This window comes from Pseudomonas sp. LP_7_YM (assembly GCF_004364435.1).
GTDB lineage: Bacteria > Pseudomonadota > Gammaproteobacteria > Pseudomonadales > Pseudomonadaceae > Aquipseudomonas.
Genome location: NZ_SOCT01000010.1, coordinates 66,584 through 82,168 on the forward strand (window position 1 = coordinate 66,584; position 15,585 = coordinate 82,168).

6 protein-coding genes are annotated in these 15,585 nt (G+C 61.1%); all 6 read left to right on the forward strand.

The genetic code is table 11. The annotated features are described in order from the left end of the window. The first annotated feature begins 72 nt into the window (after nucleotides 1-72). Complete coding sequence (locus EC915_RS19810; RefSeq protein ID WP_133752209.1) at nucleotides 73-1,323, forward strand: MdtA/MuxA family multidrug efflux RND transporter periplasmic adaptor subunit; 1,251 nt, start codon at nucleotides 73-75, stop codon at nucleotides 1,321-1,323. Next, nucleotides 1,320-4,490 (forward strand): efflux RND transporter permease subunit, encoded by a 3,171-nt coding sequence (locus EC915_RS19815; RefSeq protein WP_133752210.1) that lies wholly within the window; start codon nucleotides 1,320-1,322, stop codon nucleotides 4,488-4,490. The genes EC915_RS19810 and EC915_RS19815 overlap by 4 nt, the downstream gene beginning before the upstream one ends. Beyond that, the gene (locus tag EC915_RS19820; RefSeq protein ID WP_133752211.1) at nucleotides 4,487-7,594 is read left to right on the forward strand and encodes an efflux RND transporter permease subunit; all 3,108 of its coding nucleotides are present in this window, start codon (nucleotides 4,487-4,489) and stop codon (nucleotides 7,592-7,594) included. The genes EC915_RS19815 and EC915_RS19820 overlap by 4 nt, the downstream gene beginning before the upstream one ends. A 15-nt stretch (nucleotides 7,595-7,609) precedes the next feature. Further along, nucleotides 7,610-9,034 carry an efflux transporter outer membrane subunit gene (locus EC915_RS19825; protein ID WP_133752212.1) on the forward strand — a complete coding sequence of 475 codons (1,425 nt, stop codon included), beginning with the start codon at nucleotides 7,610-7,612 and terminating at the stop codon, nucleotides 9,032-9,034. A 408-nt stretch (nucleotides 9,035-9,442) separates the two neighbouring features. Beyond that, nucleotides 9,443-14,659 (forward strand): AvrE-family type 3 secretion system effector, encoded by a 5,217-nt coding sequence (locus EC915_RS19830; protein WP_133752213.1) that lies wholly within the window; start codon nucleotides 9,443-9,445, stop codon nucleotides 14,657-14,659. Between the two features lie 372 nt (nucleotides 14,660-15,031). Continuing rightward, on the forward strand, nucleotides 15,032-15,544 hold the full coding sequence (locus EC915_RS19835; protein ID WP_133752214.1) for a Bro-N domain-containing protein: 513 nt from the start codon (nucleotides 15,032-15,034) through the stop codon (nucleotides 15,542-15,544). Nucleotides 15,545-15,585: the final 41 nt, after the last annotated feature.

Consider the following 15,585-nt stretch of genomic DNA (forward strand, 5'->3'; position numbering starts at 1 on the left):
CTGACCGGTGAATGTTGTGCATAAGATTGTTGCCCATCCCACCCTTGCCTCTTGTCCATGCAGAAGTGCCCAATGACCCAGATTTCAGCAGCCCGCTCACGCAAGCGCCTTGTATTTGCGCTTTTGATAGCCGCAGCCATTGGCGCTGTTTTTGTCTACCTCAAGCACACACCGTCAACCCCGTCGGCAGCCGATGCCGGCAGTACTGCTGCCGCTGGCCCCGGCGGGCGTCGCGCCGGGCCGGGCATGTCAGATCCCAATGCAGCGGTCAGCGTTGCCGCAGGCACCGCAAGCGCCGCTGACGTGCCGGTGATCCAACAGGCGCTGGGCACGGTCATCCCGAACTATTCCGTGACAGTCACCAGCCGCGTCGACGGCGAACTCATGGCTGTTTACTTCACCGAAGGTCAGTACGTGAAAAAGGGTCAGTTACTGGCGCAGATCGACCCGCGCGCCTATCAGGCCACGCTGGACCAGTATCAGGGTGAAATGGCCCAGAATCAGGCGCTGCTCAAAAGCGCGCAGCTGACCGTCGAACGTTACAAACGCTTGTTCGCCAAGGACTCCATCGCCAAGCAGGACCTGGACACGCAGACCGCCACCGTCGGCCAATATGCAGGTGCGGTAAAGGCCGATGAGGGCCAGATCAATGCAGCCAAACTCAATCTGGTCTACGCCAAAATCGTCTCGCCCATCGACGGCTACGTCGGCCTGCGCCTTGTTGACCCGGGCAACATCGTGTCGTCCAGCAGCACGACCGGCATCGTTACCGTGACTCAGACCAACCCGATCGCAGTCACTTTCAGCTTGCCCCAGGCCCAGTTGGCGACGCTGCTGCCCAAGGTGCGCAAGGGTGAGTCATTGAGCGTGCAGGCCCTTGACCCGTTGGGCACCACGCCCTTGGCCAATGGCACGCTCAAATTCATCAGCAACGAAATCGACACCGCCACCGGCAGCATCAAGTTGAAAGCGCTGTTCGAGAACCCGGACGAGAAGCTCTACCCTAACCAGTTCGTCAACGTGAAGCTGACCACCGACATCCTGCATAACGCCGTCGTGGTGCCATCGGCTGCCGTGCAACTGAGCAGTGATGGCGAATTTCTGTATGTGGTTAAAGACGGCAAGGTCACTCGCCGTAGCGTCAAGGTCGGCCCGGCGATGGGCGGCCAGAGGGTGATTACCCAAGGCGTGGACAAGGGCGAACAGGTCGTTACCCGCGGCATTGACCATCTGCGTGAAGGCAGCAAGGTAGAGGTTGAAAAACCTGCGGAACAGGCTGCGGCTCAATCCGCCACGCCCGCCACAGGCAATGTCGCCCCATGAACCCATCGAGACTGTTCATCCAGCGCCCGGTCGCCACCATGCTGCTGATGCTGGCGGTCATGCTGGCCGGTATTTTTGCTTATCGCCTGCTGTCCACGTCGGCGCTGCCGGAAGTCGATTACCCGACCATCCAGGTCAGCACGCTGTACCCGGGTGCCAGCTCCAGCGTGCTGGCCTCCGCGGTGACTGCGCCGCTGGAGCGCCAGTTGGGGCAGATGTCGGGCTTGTCGCAGATGTACTCGACCAGTTCGGCCGGCGCATCGGTGATCACCCTGAAATTCTCTCTGGACCTGTCTCTGGATGTCGCCGAGCAGGAAGTGCAGGCGGCCATCAACGCCGCCAACAGCCTGCTGCCTAATGACCTGCCCAACCCGCCCACTTATAAAAAGGTCAACCCGGCCGACACCGCCGTGCTGACGCTGGCGGCCACGTCCGACAGTCTGCCGCTGACCCGGGTGCAGGACCTGGTGAACACCCGCGTGGCGCTCAAGCTCTCGCAGATTTCCGGCGTGGGCATGGTCAGCCTGGCGGGCGGTCAGCAGCCAGCGGTGAAGATCGAAGTCAATCCCACCAGCCTCGCAGCTCACGGCCTGACCCTGGAAGACGTCTATGACAAGGTCAATGCCGCCAACGTGAACGGCTCCAAAGGCGGTTTCGACGGCCCCTCGCATTCCATCACCATCGACGCCAACGACCAGCTGCGTGACGCGGTGGAATACGGCGAACTGGTGCTGGCCTACGAAAACGGCGCAGCCCTGCGCCTCAAGGATGTCGCGACCACCGCCGAAGCGCCCCAAGACCAATACCTGCAAGCCACGGCCAATGGCCAACCGGCAATCGTCATTGCCGTGCAGCGTCAGCCCGGCGCGAACGTCATCGAAGTGGTGGACAGCATCAAGGCGAAGCTGGCGGTGCTGCAAACGGCATTGCCTGACTCGGTCAAGCTGAGCGTGATCAGCGACCGCACGCAGACCATCCGCGCCTCCATCAAAGACGTGCAGATCGAGCTGCTGCTGTCCATCGCCCTGGTGGTGCTGGTGACCTTCGCCTTTCTCGGCAACTTCACCGCAACGTTGATTCCAAGCCTTGCGGTACCGCTGTCGCTGATCGGCACTTTCGGCGTCATGTACCTGGCGGGATTCAGCGTGAACAACCTGACGCTGATGGCGCTGACCGTCGCCACCGGTTTCGTCATCGACGATGCCATCGTGGTCGTCGAAAACATCTCCCGGCATCTGGAGGAGGGCGAAGAGCCGATGGCGGCGGCTTTGAAAGGCTCGCAGGAAATCGGCTTCACCATTATTTCGCTGACTTTCTCGTTGATTGCCGTGCTGATCCCGTTGCTGTTCATGGGCGACGTGGTGGGTCGGCTGTTCCGCGAGTTCGCGATCACCCTGGCGGTGGCGATACTGGTCTCGATGATTGTGTCCCTGACCCTCACGCCGATGCTCTGTGCCCATCTGCTGCGTCACGTGCCGGAGGACGGCAAGGGGCGTTTCGCGGCCTGGGGTGATCGTCAGTATCAGAAAGTGCTAAACGCTTATGACCGCGGCCTGATCTGGGTGCTGGACCACCAGCGTCTGACCCTGCTGGTAGCGATCGGCACAGTGGTGCTGACCGGCTTGCTCTATCTGATCGTGCCCAAGGGGTTCTTTCCCACTCAGGACACGGGCTTGATTCAGGGCTACACCCGCGCCTCCCAGGATGTCTCGTTCAGCGAAATGGCGCGTCGTCAGCAAGCCATGGTCGAGGTCGTGCGCCAGGACCCTGCCGTGGAGTCGGTGTCATCCACCATTGGCGTCGATGGCAACAATAACTCGCTGAACAACGGCCGCTTGCAGATCGAACTCAAGGGCTTCGAAGACCGCGACGACACCGCGACTGAGGTCATTGCCCGCCTGGAAAAATCCGCGAGCGCCGTTTCCGGTATGCAGCTGAATCTGGTGTCGTCCCAGGACCTCACTGTCGATGATCAGCTCACTCCCAGCCAGTACCAGTTCACCCTGGACGATTCGGAAAGCGCCCACCTGTCCGCACTGGTCCCCAGGCTGATGGAGAAATTGCAGCACCGCCCGGAAATGAGCGACGTCATCGACAATCTGCAGGACCAGGGCCTGGTGGCCTACGTCGAGCTGGATCGCGCGGCGGCCATGCGTTACGGCATCAGCGCTTCGGACGTCGACACAGCGTTATACAACGCCTTCGGTCAGCGTCTGATTTCCACCATCTTCACCCAGTCCAACCAGTACCGCGTGGTGCTGCAGGTGCCGGGCAAGTTCCAGCAGTCGCTGGCGTCGTTCGACAACATCTATCTGGCGGCCACCACCGGTACCGCGAGCACAACCACTTCCAGCAGCACAGCGTCGAGCACCACCGGCCCCACGACGACGAGCAGCACCGCCGCGCAGATGGTGCGCCTGACGGACTTCGCCAAAATCGGCCAGCGCACCGGCTCACTGTCACTCAGCCGCCTGGACCAGTTCCCCGCGGTGACCGTGTCGTTCAACCTGGCAGACGGCTATTCGTTGGAGCAGGCGCAACAGGCGATCAGCCAGGTAATGACCGAGCTGGATGCGCCGAGCAGCATCACCCTGCGGTATCAAGGCGCGGCCGAGGCCTTCCAGACCGCAACCGGGAACACGCTGTGGCTGATTCTGGCAGCGCTGGTGACCATGTACATCGTGCTCGGCATGCTTTACGAGAGTTTCATCCACCCGGTCACGATCCTGTCGACGCTGCCATCGGCGGCTATCGGGGCGTTGCTGGCGTTGTTATTGACGGGCACCGAATTCAGTCTGATCGCGTTGATCGGGGTGATTCTGCTGATCGGCATCGTCAAGAAAAACGCCATCATGATGATCGACTTCGCGCTTGAGGGGCGTCAGCAGCAGCGCCTCAACGCCCGTGATGCCATCCACCGGGCAGCGTTGATGAGGCTGCGGCCTATCCTGATGACCACCCTGGCGGCGCTGTTCGGTGCCTTGCCACTGATGCTGGCCACGGGTGCGGGAGCCGAACTGCGTCGACCGCTGGGCTTGGTGATCGTCGGCGGTCTCATGCTCAGCCAAGTGCTGACATTGTTCACCACGCCGGTGATCTATCTCATGTTCGATCGCCTGTCCGAGCGCGCCAAGGCTCGCTTTAGTCGGGGAAGGGCGTCTGCATGAACCTTTCACGGCTGTTTATCCGGCGTCCGGTAGCGACCCTGTTGCTCAGCCTGAGCATCACACTGGCCGGGATTCTGGGTTACACATTGCTGCCGGTGGCGCCGCTGCCCCAGGTGGATTTCCCTACCATCATGGTCAGCGCCTCGCTGCCCGGGGCCAGCCCTGAAACCATGGCCGCCACGGTGGCCACGCCACTGGAGCGCAGTCTGGGTCAGATCGCCGGCATCACCGAGATGACGTCCACCAGCAGCCAGGGATCCACCACGCTGATCCTGCAATTTGAACTGGACCGCGACATCAATGGCGCAGCCCGCGACGTGCAGGCGGCCATCAACGCCTCGCGCAGCCTACTGCCCAGTTCCATGCCGTCACTGCCCACTTACCGCAAGGCCAACCCTTCCGAGGCGCCGGTGTTGATGCTGGCGCTGACTTCATCGACCCGCAGCCCCGGTGAACTCTACGACCTGGCCTACAGCAAGCTGCAACAGAAAATCGCTCAGGTGAACGGCGTGGGCGAAGTGTCGGTGCGTGGGGGTGCGTTACCGGCCGTGCGCATCGATGTTCAGCCCAACCTGCTGAACCACGCAGGCATCTCGCTGGAGACAGTCCGCGAGGCGATCAATAACGCCACCAAGGCCAAGCCCAAAGGGATTCTGCAAGGGGAGGGGCAAAGTTGGGTGATCGACGGCAACGACCAGATCGACAAGGCCAGCGACTATCAGGCATTGGTGATCACCTACCGGAACGGCGCCGCCATACACTTGCGTGATGTAGCCAACGTCTACGATTCGGTGGAGGACACCTTCGTTGGCGGCTACTACAACGGCCAGCCCTCGGTGACTCTGGGCGTCACGCGCCAGGCCGGTGCCAACATGCTGCAGACCATCGACAGCATCAAGGCGCTGTTGCCTGAGTTGCAGCGGGAAATTCCGGGTGATGTGCAACTGATCAGCGTCATCGACCGTGGCCCAACCGTGCGCTCGTCCTTGCACGACACCGAAGAAACGCTGCTGATTGCCACGCTGCTGGTGATCGCCGTGGTCTTCGTATTCCTGCGCAATCTGCGTGCAACCTTGATTCCGGCGGTGGTGCTACCTGTCTCGCTGATTGGCACGTGCTCGATCATGTACCTGCTGGGATATAGCCTGGACAACCTGTCCCTGATGGCGCTGATCATCTGCACCGGTTTCGTGGTCGACGATGCCATCGTCGTGCTGGAGAACATCGCGCGTTATCAGGAACAAGGCATGCGGCCGTTGCGGGCTGCGCTGATGGGCACCCGCGAGGTGGGGTTCACCGTACTGTCGATGACCCTGTCGCTGATTGCGGTGTTCATCCCCATCCTGCTGATGGGCAGCATTGTCGGTCGCCTGTTCCGCGAGTTTGCGGTGACCCTGAGCATTGCGCTGGGCCTGTCGATGATCGTGTCCCTGAGCTTGACGCCGGTGCTGTGCGTGCTGCTTTTGCGTCAGCCTGCTCACGACGCCCGCGAGCCGCGTCTATATCGCTGGATCGAGGCAGGGCTCGCGCGTATGCAGGGCGCCTATCTGAGGGCGCTTGCCTGGGTGATGCGCCATCGCTTGTTGACCCTGTTCAGCCTGCTGCTGACTGTGGGGCTCAACGTCTACCTCTACGCCACCGTGCAGAAAGGTTTCTTCCCGGCGCAGGACACCGGCGTCTTGATGGGTGCTGTTCGCGCCGACCAGAACATTTCGTTCCAGGCACTCAAGCCGCATTTGCTGCAAATCGCTCATGACCTGGCCGCCGATCCCGATGTCGAGGCGGTAATGTCGTCCACCGGCAGCGGCAGGGCGGGGTCGCGCAACACCGGTGATTTCTTTGTTCGGCTCAAGGACTACAAGCAGAGGACCAGCAGCGCCGCCGCAGTGGCCAACCGCCTGACCCGAGCGAACAACAAGGTGGCGGGCATCCAGGTATTTCTCATGCCCGCCGAAGACATTCGTGTAGGCGGGCGCAGTGCCAATGCCACCTACCAGTTCAGCCTGCAGGCCGATGACCTGGACCTGCTGCGCGTGTGGGAACCCAAGGTTGAGGCGGCGTTGCGCGCGTTGCCGCAACTGACCGGGATCGACTCGGACTCGCAGACCGGCGGCCAGGAGCTCAAGCTGCACATCGACCGCGCCGCCGCTGCGCGTCTGGGGGTGAGCGTCAGCGACATCGACAACCTGTTGAACAACGCTTACAGCCAGCGTCAGGTCGCGACCCTCTACAAGACGCTCAACCAATACCATGTGGTGATGGGACTGGACCCGGTCTACACCAGTGACTCGACGATGCTCGAGCGCATGTACGTGATCAACAGCGACAACCAACAGGTGCCGCTGACCGCATTCGCCACCTTCAGCCCGGACAACGCTCCGCTGGCCGTGGCACATCAGGGACAGTCGGCCACCAGCACCATTGCCTTCAACCTTCAGGACGGCGTGTCCCTTGAGCAGGCCACCGCTGCCATCAACAACGCCGTTGACAAGGTTGGATTGCCGCGTGACATCCAGTTCGGTTTCGCTGGCACCGCCCAGGCCTATGCAGCGCTGGCGGCGAGCATGCCATGGCTGATCGCGGCGGCGTTGCTGGCGGTGTACATCGTGCTGGGGGTGTTGTACGAGAGCTATATCCACCCGCTGACCATCCTGTCGACCTTGCCGTCCGCGGGCGTCGGAGCGTTGTTGTTGCTCAAGGCGGTCAACATGCAGCTCACGGTCATCGCCTTGATCGGCATCCTGTTGCTGATCGGTATCGTCAAGAAGAACGCCATCATGATGATCGACTTCGCCCTGATGGCCGAGCGCGACCGCAAAATGCCCCCTGAGCAGGCGATCATCGAAGCCTGCCGCATGCGTTTCCGGCCCATCATGATGACCACCCTGGCGGCCTTTTTCGGCGCCTTGCCTTTGGCCTTGGGCAGCGGTGGCGATGCTGACTTGCGCAAGCCTTTGGGGGTCGCCATCGCAGGTGGCCTGGTGCTGAGCCAATTGCTGACGCTGTTCACCACCCCGGTGGTGTACCTCTATCTTGACCGCCTGAGCCGTGGCTCGCGGCGTTTCTGGCACACGTGTATTCGCCGCACCCATGTATCCGGCTGAATGAAGGTTGAATGAATGAACACTCTATTGCCGTCCCGCCTCTGCATCGCTTTGCTGCTGGCCTCCAGCCTTCTGGGAGGCTGCATGGTCGGGCCTGATTACCAGCGCCCGACTGCGCCGGTTTCTACTACGTTCAAAGAAGCCGAAGGCTGGAAAGCGGCAAACCCCCAGGACGAATTGCCCAAGGGCCCGTGGTGGGAGCTGTATCAGGACCCGCAGCTGAACGCGCTGGTGGCGCAGGTGCAACTCAATAACCAGAACGTGGCGCTTTACGCCGCTCAGTACCTTCAGGCCCTGGCTCTGGTGCGCGAATCCCGCGCCGAGCAGTTGCCGACCCTCAGCGGCACTGCATCAAGCACGCGCAGCGAGACGGCCACAGGCTCGTCCTCCAGCACCAGCAGTGCCGCCGGGGTCAGAAAAGAACACTCGGCCAGCCTGAGCCTCAGTTGGGAGGCCGACATCTGGGGCAAGCTGCGTCGCACGGTGGAAGAGGATCGTGCCAGCGCCCAGGCCAGCGCCGCAGACCTTGCCAACGCCACCCTCAGCGCGCAGTCGTCCCTGGCTCAGGATTACTTCCAGTTGCGCCTGCTCGATCAACGGATTGCGCTGTACCGCGAGACCATCACCGGTTACGAACGCTACCTGCACATCATCCAGAACAAATACGACGAGCAGATCTCTTCGCGGGCCGATCTGGCCACCGGCAAGACCCAACTGCAAAGCGCTCAGGCGTCGATGCTCGACCTGCAATGGCAACGCGCGCAATACGAGCACGCCATCGCCCTGCTGATCGGCAAGGCACCGGCCGATTTCGCGCTGGTGAGCGACCCGGCCTGGCAATACCACATTCCCACTGTGCCGCTGGGCGTGCCCAGCCGCCTGCTTGAACGCCGCCCGGACATCGCTGCGGCCGAACGTGCAATGGCCGCCGCCAACGCCGCTGTCGGCGTCGCCACCGCCGCGTACTATCCAGACCTGACCCTCAGCGCCAGCGGTGGCTACCAAAGCTCGACCCTGAGCAATCTGTTTTCCTTACCCAACCGCTTCTGGTCCATTGGCCCCAGCCTGACCGGCACCATCATCGACTTTGGTGCCACCCGCGCCAACGTGGAACAGGCCCGCCACGCTTACGATGCGAGGGTCGCGACCTATCGGCAAACCGTACTGACCGGATTGGGCGAGGTTGAAGACTATCTGGTGGAATTGCGCACGCTGCAGCCGGAACTAGAAGCGCGGCGTAACGCTGCACAGTCGGCGGAAGACTCGGCCTCTGTCAGCCGCGATCAATATGAAGCCGGGGTCATCGACTACCTGGACGTCGCCACCACCCAGGCCACCAGCCTCAACGAACGCCAGACCCTGCTCAGCCTCGTTGCGACGCAGTTGGTCACCAGCGTGCAACTGCAAGCTGCGCTGGGTGGCTCCTGGTCGGGTGAGTAGGGTGTTCCCAATGGCCCTGGCCTGGCCTGGGCTGGTTGCCGGAGTACCCAACATCACCGTGATGTCAGTCAGCGGGTGATTTGCAGGGTTTTTCTGATTTTCGCGATCTGGGTAACCCTCGACGAACGCGCTGCCTGGAAGCGCGGCCCCGCCCAACACCACTCAGGATGACTTTATCGAACAGGCTCTGTTCAGAAGGACTCATCGCCGCGAAGTGCTCGAAGCTGACGCGACCCCGCTTGCCATACAGTGTTTGGTGCTCGCGCTATGGCCTCAAGTTGATATCGGTTCTCGGCGCCATGCGCCACTCCGTACCTGGGGTAACATCAATGTGCGCCTGCATCGTGGAACCGTCTTCGAGCTCCAGCCACTCACTCATGATGAGGATAAGGATTCAGGTAGTTACTCATGTTGACCCCCGTCACGCGACCTACAACGACTGCGGTCACTAGCAGCGCTCCATCCCTGGACGAGGGTGCGAGCACTCTGACCCAACGTCCCGCCGTCCCGCCCCGGATGGCCGCTGGCAGCTCATCGTTAGCGACGGTCGGGCGCAGTGCCAGCGTGGATATGTCTTCCGCCCGCCAGCGTCGTGGCCAGGACGCGCACAATCTACCGCGCTCGATAAGGCCTACCCAATCGGCACCAGGTTTGGGCGCCTCGCCGGGATCGGATCTGAACGCAGCGCTAGGGTTTTTGACCGACCGCATGGAGGCGCCTGATCACGGTGCATCACTTGAGCAGATGATGGAGGCGCCCACGCCCAGCGGCCTGTCAACGCGTTCGACCAACAGCCCACTGCGCCAGCAGTTGCTGGAGGCCACCACCCCAAGCACCATGCTCGATCAATTGACCGATCGCATGGAGGCCGACAGCGAGCCAGCGTCCCTCATGCAGAGGCTCAAGCAGCCGGCAGATGACCCTGGCCGTTCGCAGCGCACCGGACTCAGTCCCATTCGCCAACAGTTGGAAAGGCTCGGGCGGGCACCGCCAGCGCCGAAGCCTGCGGACGCGATGGCAACGACTGCGCCGCTGACCGCGCCAACCATGACGATGAGCCTGCGCGATCAACAGTTGCAGATGGGTACCACGCCGCTGGATAACCTGATGAAAGCGGTTATGGGCAAACCTGAGAACCGCTTTCAGTTGCTCGATCAGCAGCATCATCTGCTGCTCGACACGGCAAACCGGTTACTGCACGCCCATGCCGGCCCCGGCGCAATCACCGTGCTTAAGGCGAGCGTCCCATTGAGCAGCCGGATGCCACCGGAAAACGGTCATTTGAGCGTTGGCGGCAATGGCATTCAGGTCGGGCGCAACGCGGTGTCAGCCACTGGCACCGGCCTGAAACTGCCGGAGTCCGGGCTGCAGGCGCAGATCAGCGGTGTGCATCAGGGGCACGGTAAACATTGGCGCACGGAGGACAAGAAGCTCTATCAACTGACCGCTGCGGGCTGGGAGGCGAAAGACGCCGACCGCGATTACAGCAGCCTGCACAGCCTGGGTCGGGATGCTGTTTATGGCATCGATGATTCCGGCAAGGTTCGCCCGCTGCAACACCCGCAACAACCCCTGGCCTTTGTGCACAAGGCCAGCGACGTGGCCATGACAGCTCGCGGCGAGCATCTGGCGATCACCAAACAGGACGATACCTTCAACATCGAAGTGTTAAAGAGCGGCGCTGCCAGCCAGGTTCAACCGTTCGACATCGCCGGACGAACCGCCCCGCTGGGCAGTGGCGACGCACCCAAGGCATTGGCCGTTGCGGGCGGCAGCGTTTTTGTCGCCACCGCCAACGGCAAATTGTTGAGCGCCGACCTGAAACGCCAGCCCTTGCGTTTCAGCCCGGTTCGCGACCAGCCGTCGCTGACCACGGCGCTTGGCGCACATCGCTTCACCGGGTTATTCACAGACAGCAACGGCACGTTGTACGCCAAGGTCAAAGGCGCCAACGGTCAGGAGCATGCCTGTCCGATGCAGGATGGCAGCCAGACCAGACCTGCCTTCCAGCCCGGCTGGAACATGACGCAGGCCATGAGGCTGGACAGTCGCCGGGGTCTGCCCGGCAACACGCCCGAGGCCCACGAACAATTGCACTTGCCCAACGGCAGCATTGCCGCGCGTGACCAACAACTGATGGTGCTGGATACCCGCACGGGCCTGTGGAAAAAAGCAAAAGAGAAAGACCTGCAAGACGTGCAGATCGGTCAGGACAAGAACGCCTACATCGTGACCAAGGAGGGCGAGGTCAAGCCGCTGGTGGTCAATCAGCAATCGGCCAGCCATCAGTTCAACGACGGGCCGGATCTCAATCTGCCGGGGCGCACCACCGAGATCAAGGCCGGCTCGCCAATGCCAGGGCTTGGGGGAATCAAGGCGGAAAAGATCGCGGTGCTCAATGATCAGCGCTTTGTCACCCTGAGCGAAGGCAAGCTGCGCGTGCATGATCAAAAGCGTCCCCTGCATCAATTGCCCGCAACGCCGGGAGACGCAGCGATCACCTCCCTGGCCACTGGCGGCAAGGATCTGTTCGTCATGTCTGGCAACAAGATTCATCGCATGGACGGCGCAACATGGGCTTCGAACGACATCACGCCACGCGCGGTAGACGCTTGGCACGAGGTCGCCCTCGCAGGCCTGGATGGCCGTCAGGTGACGCAGTTGCGCACGGGCAGCGAAGGGCAGGTGCTGGCCAAGACGGCTGAAGGCGAATTCACGTTGAAGGGTCAGACCTGGCAACGCGCTGTCGACAGCCCGGCCAGGTCGCAGTCCAGTCATGCAAGCTTCGGCGCGCTGAAGCATCGTGAAGAACTGTTTGGAGTGCCCACGGTGGGGCACCTTTCCAAACTCAACCCGACTGCCAAGTTTGATACCACGGTGTTTGGCCGTGGCAACGCCCAACAGCTACACGCCAAGGAACTGGCCCCGACGCAGATGGGGTTCCTCAAGGCCCACCTGTTACCCAGCCGCCTCTTCAAAACGCCGGCAATGCTCAAGGTCGCCGGAGATTACGTCGAGCATAAATACCGGGGACGCGCCGGTCTAAGCGAGGTTTATAAGGCGCAAGAAGATGCGCTGGCAGCTTTCGATGCGCTCAGGGCAACGCAACAGCAAACTGACAGCCACGCACAGTTGCCGACGCACCATTTCGACGAACGAATTCGCGCTCTCAAGACCCAACATGACGACCCTGCCACTCAGGAGCTTGTGCAGCTGTTCGAGTGGCTGAGCAAAGAGGTCAGCGACAGTATTCATTTGCAGCTGCGCACGCTGGGAGAGCATTCACCCGGCATCGGCTTGAGTACCGCCAATCCGTTGAAGCTCAACAGCGGCCCGAATCCTGACTATCGGCCGTCTTCGCGACAGCAGGACAATCTTGTCGAACAGATGCATGGCGCGCTGCGGGGCATAGGGCTGCCGCGCGATAACCCCGCTCGCAAATTGCTCGACCAGATGAGATCGAATCAGGTGGTGATCGAACGCTCGTCCGCCAAGCTACCGGGCAGTCGTCGCGATGCTCACGACAACATGTCGCTGGTTAAAGCGCGGTTGGCGCATGACGCTGTGTTGTTAAACAACATCAACAACCACCTGACGAGCCTGGAAAGTGATTTGGCTGCCGGGGCTGCAACGCCAGTCGACGCCGGCGCCCAGCCGGATCGATTGCCAACCGTTGCCCGCCAGCTGGCGGAACTGCACAACACGCAGTGGGGCAATAACCAACTCAAGCAACTGACGGACGCAGGCTTCAATAATCACACGCAACTGGAAGCCGACTACGACGCACTCAAGAGCATTCTCAAGTACCTGCGCAAAGAACATCACCCGGTGTCGATGAACCTACGTCAGGGATTGGAGACCAATCAGGCCGGTATCGGCCAGAAGTTGCTGGCGGCAATCCGCGAGCTGGAGCCAAGGGAAAACATCAAGATCAACCGGGTCTATAGCGGTGGCGGGGCGGCGACGATGGGTTTCGACGCGGGCATCGCTGTGTTGGGTCCGCGACTGAGCGTCGATCCCGAGCGCACCTATGCCTTGACCATCACGCGCTTCGACCGAGGTGTGAAAGTGACAATCGGTCGCGACGGCGCGCTCACACTAGGGACTTCATTGATAGCAGGCGGTGTGGCCACCGGCAAAAACGCCGGTAACGCTGGCAACGTTCCCGGCAGCACCGAGGTCCATCAGTCCAGCTCCGTGGGTGATCACCAGAAACACATGACGGTTGGCGGGCGTTTCGGTGGCTCGGTGGACATCAAGAACAAGTTCACCCAGACCCAGGCGCTGAGCTTCTTCGTGCGTGAGGATGAAATGGACGCTTTCATTGCCGACCTCACCTCTGCTCCGCTCAACAGCAGCAAGGCCTCGAGAGCGAACGGTTTGCGACCGATGTCGCTGATCGAGCGCGGGGTCGAGCACGAAGTGCGAACCGGGCAGAAATACAATCTCGACGTCCAAACCACAGCAGCGGCAGAGTTTCGCGTCAGTCTCGGGCAGACCAAAGCCAAGCCGGTCTCCGGCTTCATGCGCTTTGGTGCCGGTCTGGTCGCGACCCAGAACCTGCTCGGCGTGGAACGTCAGCGCACAGCAGGTCGCGGAGACGATGGGCTCAACACCAGAATCAGCAGCGATAATCGTCCGCGTTTTCTCGAGCAGACCAAGCTCAACGGTTATGCGCGGCTGTTCGACACGGCATTCGTCGCCCAGCCTGCCGGCGCTTTTGTGTCAGGCGGTATTCCCATGGGTATCAGCGCCAGTCTGGTACTGAACTCCAAGACCGGGAAGTCCTTTGATTCAAGGTTCAAGGCCGCTTTACCACCGCAGCAGAGTGAAGTGGATGCGCTGGAAAAGAGCCTGAAGGAGGCGTTCCCCGACATCAAGGCGCCGGGCGAGGCCGACGAAGCAGAGAAACCGGACCCACTGAAGCGCTTTGATGCGCTGAACACAGCTTATGGGCAGGCGTCCCGGACCGAGGACGACAGTCAGTACGCGGCGTTGAAAAGCCTGAGACAGATGGAGCGTCAGATCACTGCAGCGAAAAATGGCGGCGTGCTAATGACGATGATGGACATGACCGTGACCCATAACAACATCAGACGAGTTGGCTCGGCGAGCAATACCAAACGTGCTGTCGACTGGACGACTCAGTGTTTCCGTGAAGGTCATCAAGGCAACGCGGAAATCATCCAGGACCTCATGGCCAAGGATCCGCAGCTAAAATCGCTGCTCGACACCTTGCAGAGAGGCACAGGGACGCGAGCTGAAGTCATTCTGGAATTGAACGACGAGATCAAGGAACAGATCGAAAAAGCCGCAGCCAACGGCACCCTTGACGATGAGGAGCTCAAGCGGCTAGTCACCGACCGCAAGAACCTGCGCATCAGCAGCATCGCAGTGTTCAAGGCGGTGACCAAGGAGGATTCATTTGTGCTTCCCACGCCGTGGGTTAACTACAGTAGCAGTAGCTCCCTGGCCATGGAGCGTCTGCAAGGGGAGGTGAATTTCGACTACGGCAAGAACCAGCTCGAACCCAAGTCCTTTAAGCTCAAAGGCGAGCGAGTGCCGAGCGATGACGCTTCGGCCAAAGTTATGGGCTCGCAGGGGGAGAACTGGACGCCAGCGTGATTGAGTTGACAGGTGCTGGCACGTAGGACGTTTCTGATTTCCCGGATGCGGGTTGTTCACCAGAAATGTGCACGCTAGTCTCCCCGCCGTCGTTCATTGCAACGACCGGATTTGACGATCTGTTCTCAAGGCGCTCAGCGTTGCTCATCATGACTTAAGCTATTGCTTGAGGTCCGTGCTATGGCGGCTGTGCGTCGGAGACCTTCGGGTCTGCCGGATTCCTTGGGCCGGTTCGTCAACCTTCGCACAGTCGCCACCCTCATGCCTGACGACATGGGGTGGCTGCTCAAACCAAGGAGCTTTATTCATGCAGGCATCGCAAGCCCGTTTTAGGCATTCCATCTCGCGCTCTTTCCAATGTGAGATGACGCAATGACCGACCACTTCGAACCTCAAATTTTCACCCGCCACCAACGCCAACTCCGCGCTCTTCAACTGGAAAACCAGGCCTGGTTCTGCCTGCAGGACGTCGCCCGGCTCATGGGCAAACCCCTCGACGAACGCGCCACCTGGAAGCTCGATCCCGACCAGCGCAAAACCGCTTGGCTCGACGCCCACGGCCAATCAACCAAACAACTTCTCATCAGCGAATCCGGCCTGTTCACCATGCTGGTTCATCACTATGTTCCCGAGAACCGCGCGCTGCGGTATTGGCTCACGCACGAGGTACTGCCGGTACTGCGCGACAAGGTCGAGCCGCACGAACCTAATATGAACTCGATGCGATGGGCGGGAAGCTCGGTGGGGTTGCTGGAATGGCAGAGTGATTACTGGGTAAGGTTGAGGGATCTGCCGGACGTGATCGCAAGGCCCCTCGCCAAGAGCGGCACGGGGCTGCTCAACAAGTTTTTGCAGCTTTGGCGCGCCACTTGGTTGAGGCGATAGAAACGTGGGAGTTTATTGCTCACTTTTCATCTGATAGGTGG

Excerpts from the sequence above, each read along its gene's own strand:
- EC915_RS19810 (WP_133752209.1), top strand. The coding sequence starts at position 73 with ATGACCCAGATTTCAGCAGCCCGCTCACGCAAGCGCCTTGTATTTGCG.
- EC915_RS19815 (WP_133752210.1), top strand. The coding sequence starts at position 1,320 with ATGAACCCATCGAGACTGTTCATCCAGCGCCCGGTCGCCACCATGCTG.
- EC915_RS19820 (WP_133752211.1), top strand. The coding sequence starts at position 4,487 with ATGAACCTTTCACGGCTGTTTATCCGGCGTCCGGTAGCGACCCTGTTG.
- EC915_RS19825 (WP_133752212.1), top strand. The coding sequence starts at position 7,610 with ATGAACACTCTATTGCCGTCCCGCCTCTGCATCGCTTTGCTGCTGGCC.
- EC915_RS19830 (WP_133752213.1), top strand. The coding sequence starts at position 9,443 with ATGTTGACCCCCGTCACGCGACCTACAACGACTGCGGTCACTAGCAGC.
- EC915_RS19835 (WP_133752214.1), top strand. The coding sequence starts at position 15,032 with ATGACCGACCACTTCGAACCTCAAATTTTCACCCGCCACCAACGCCAA.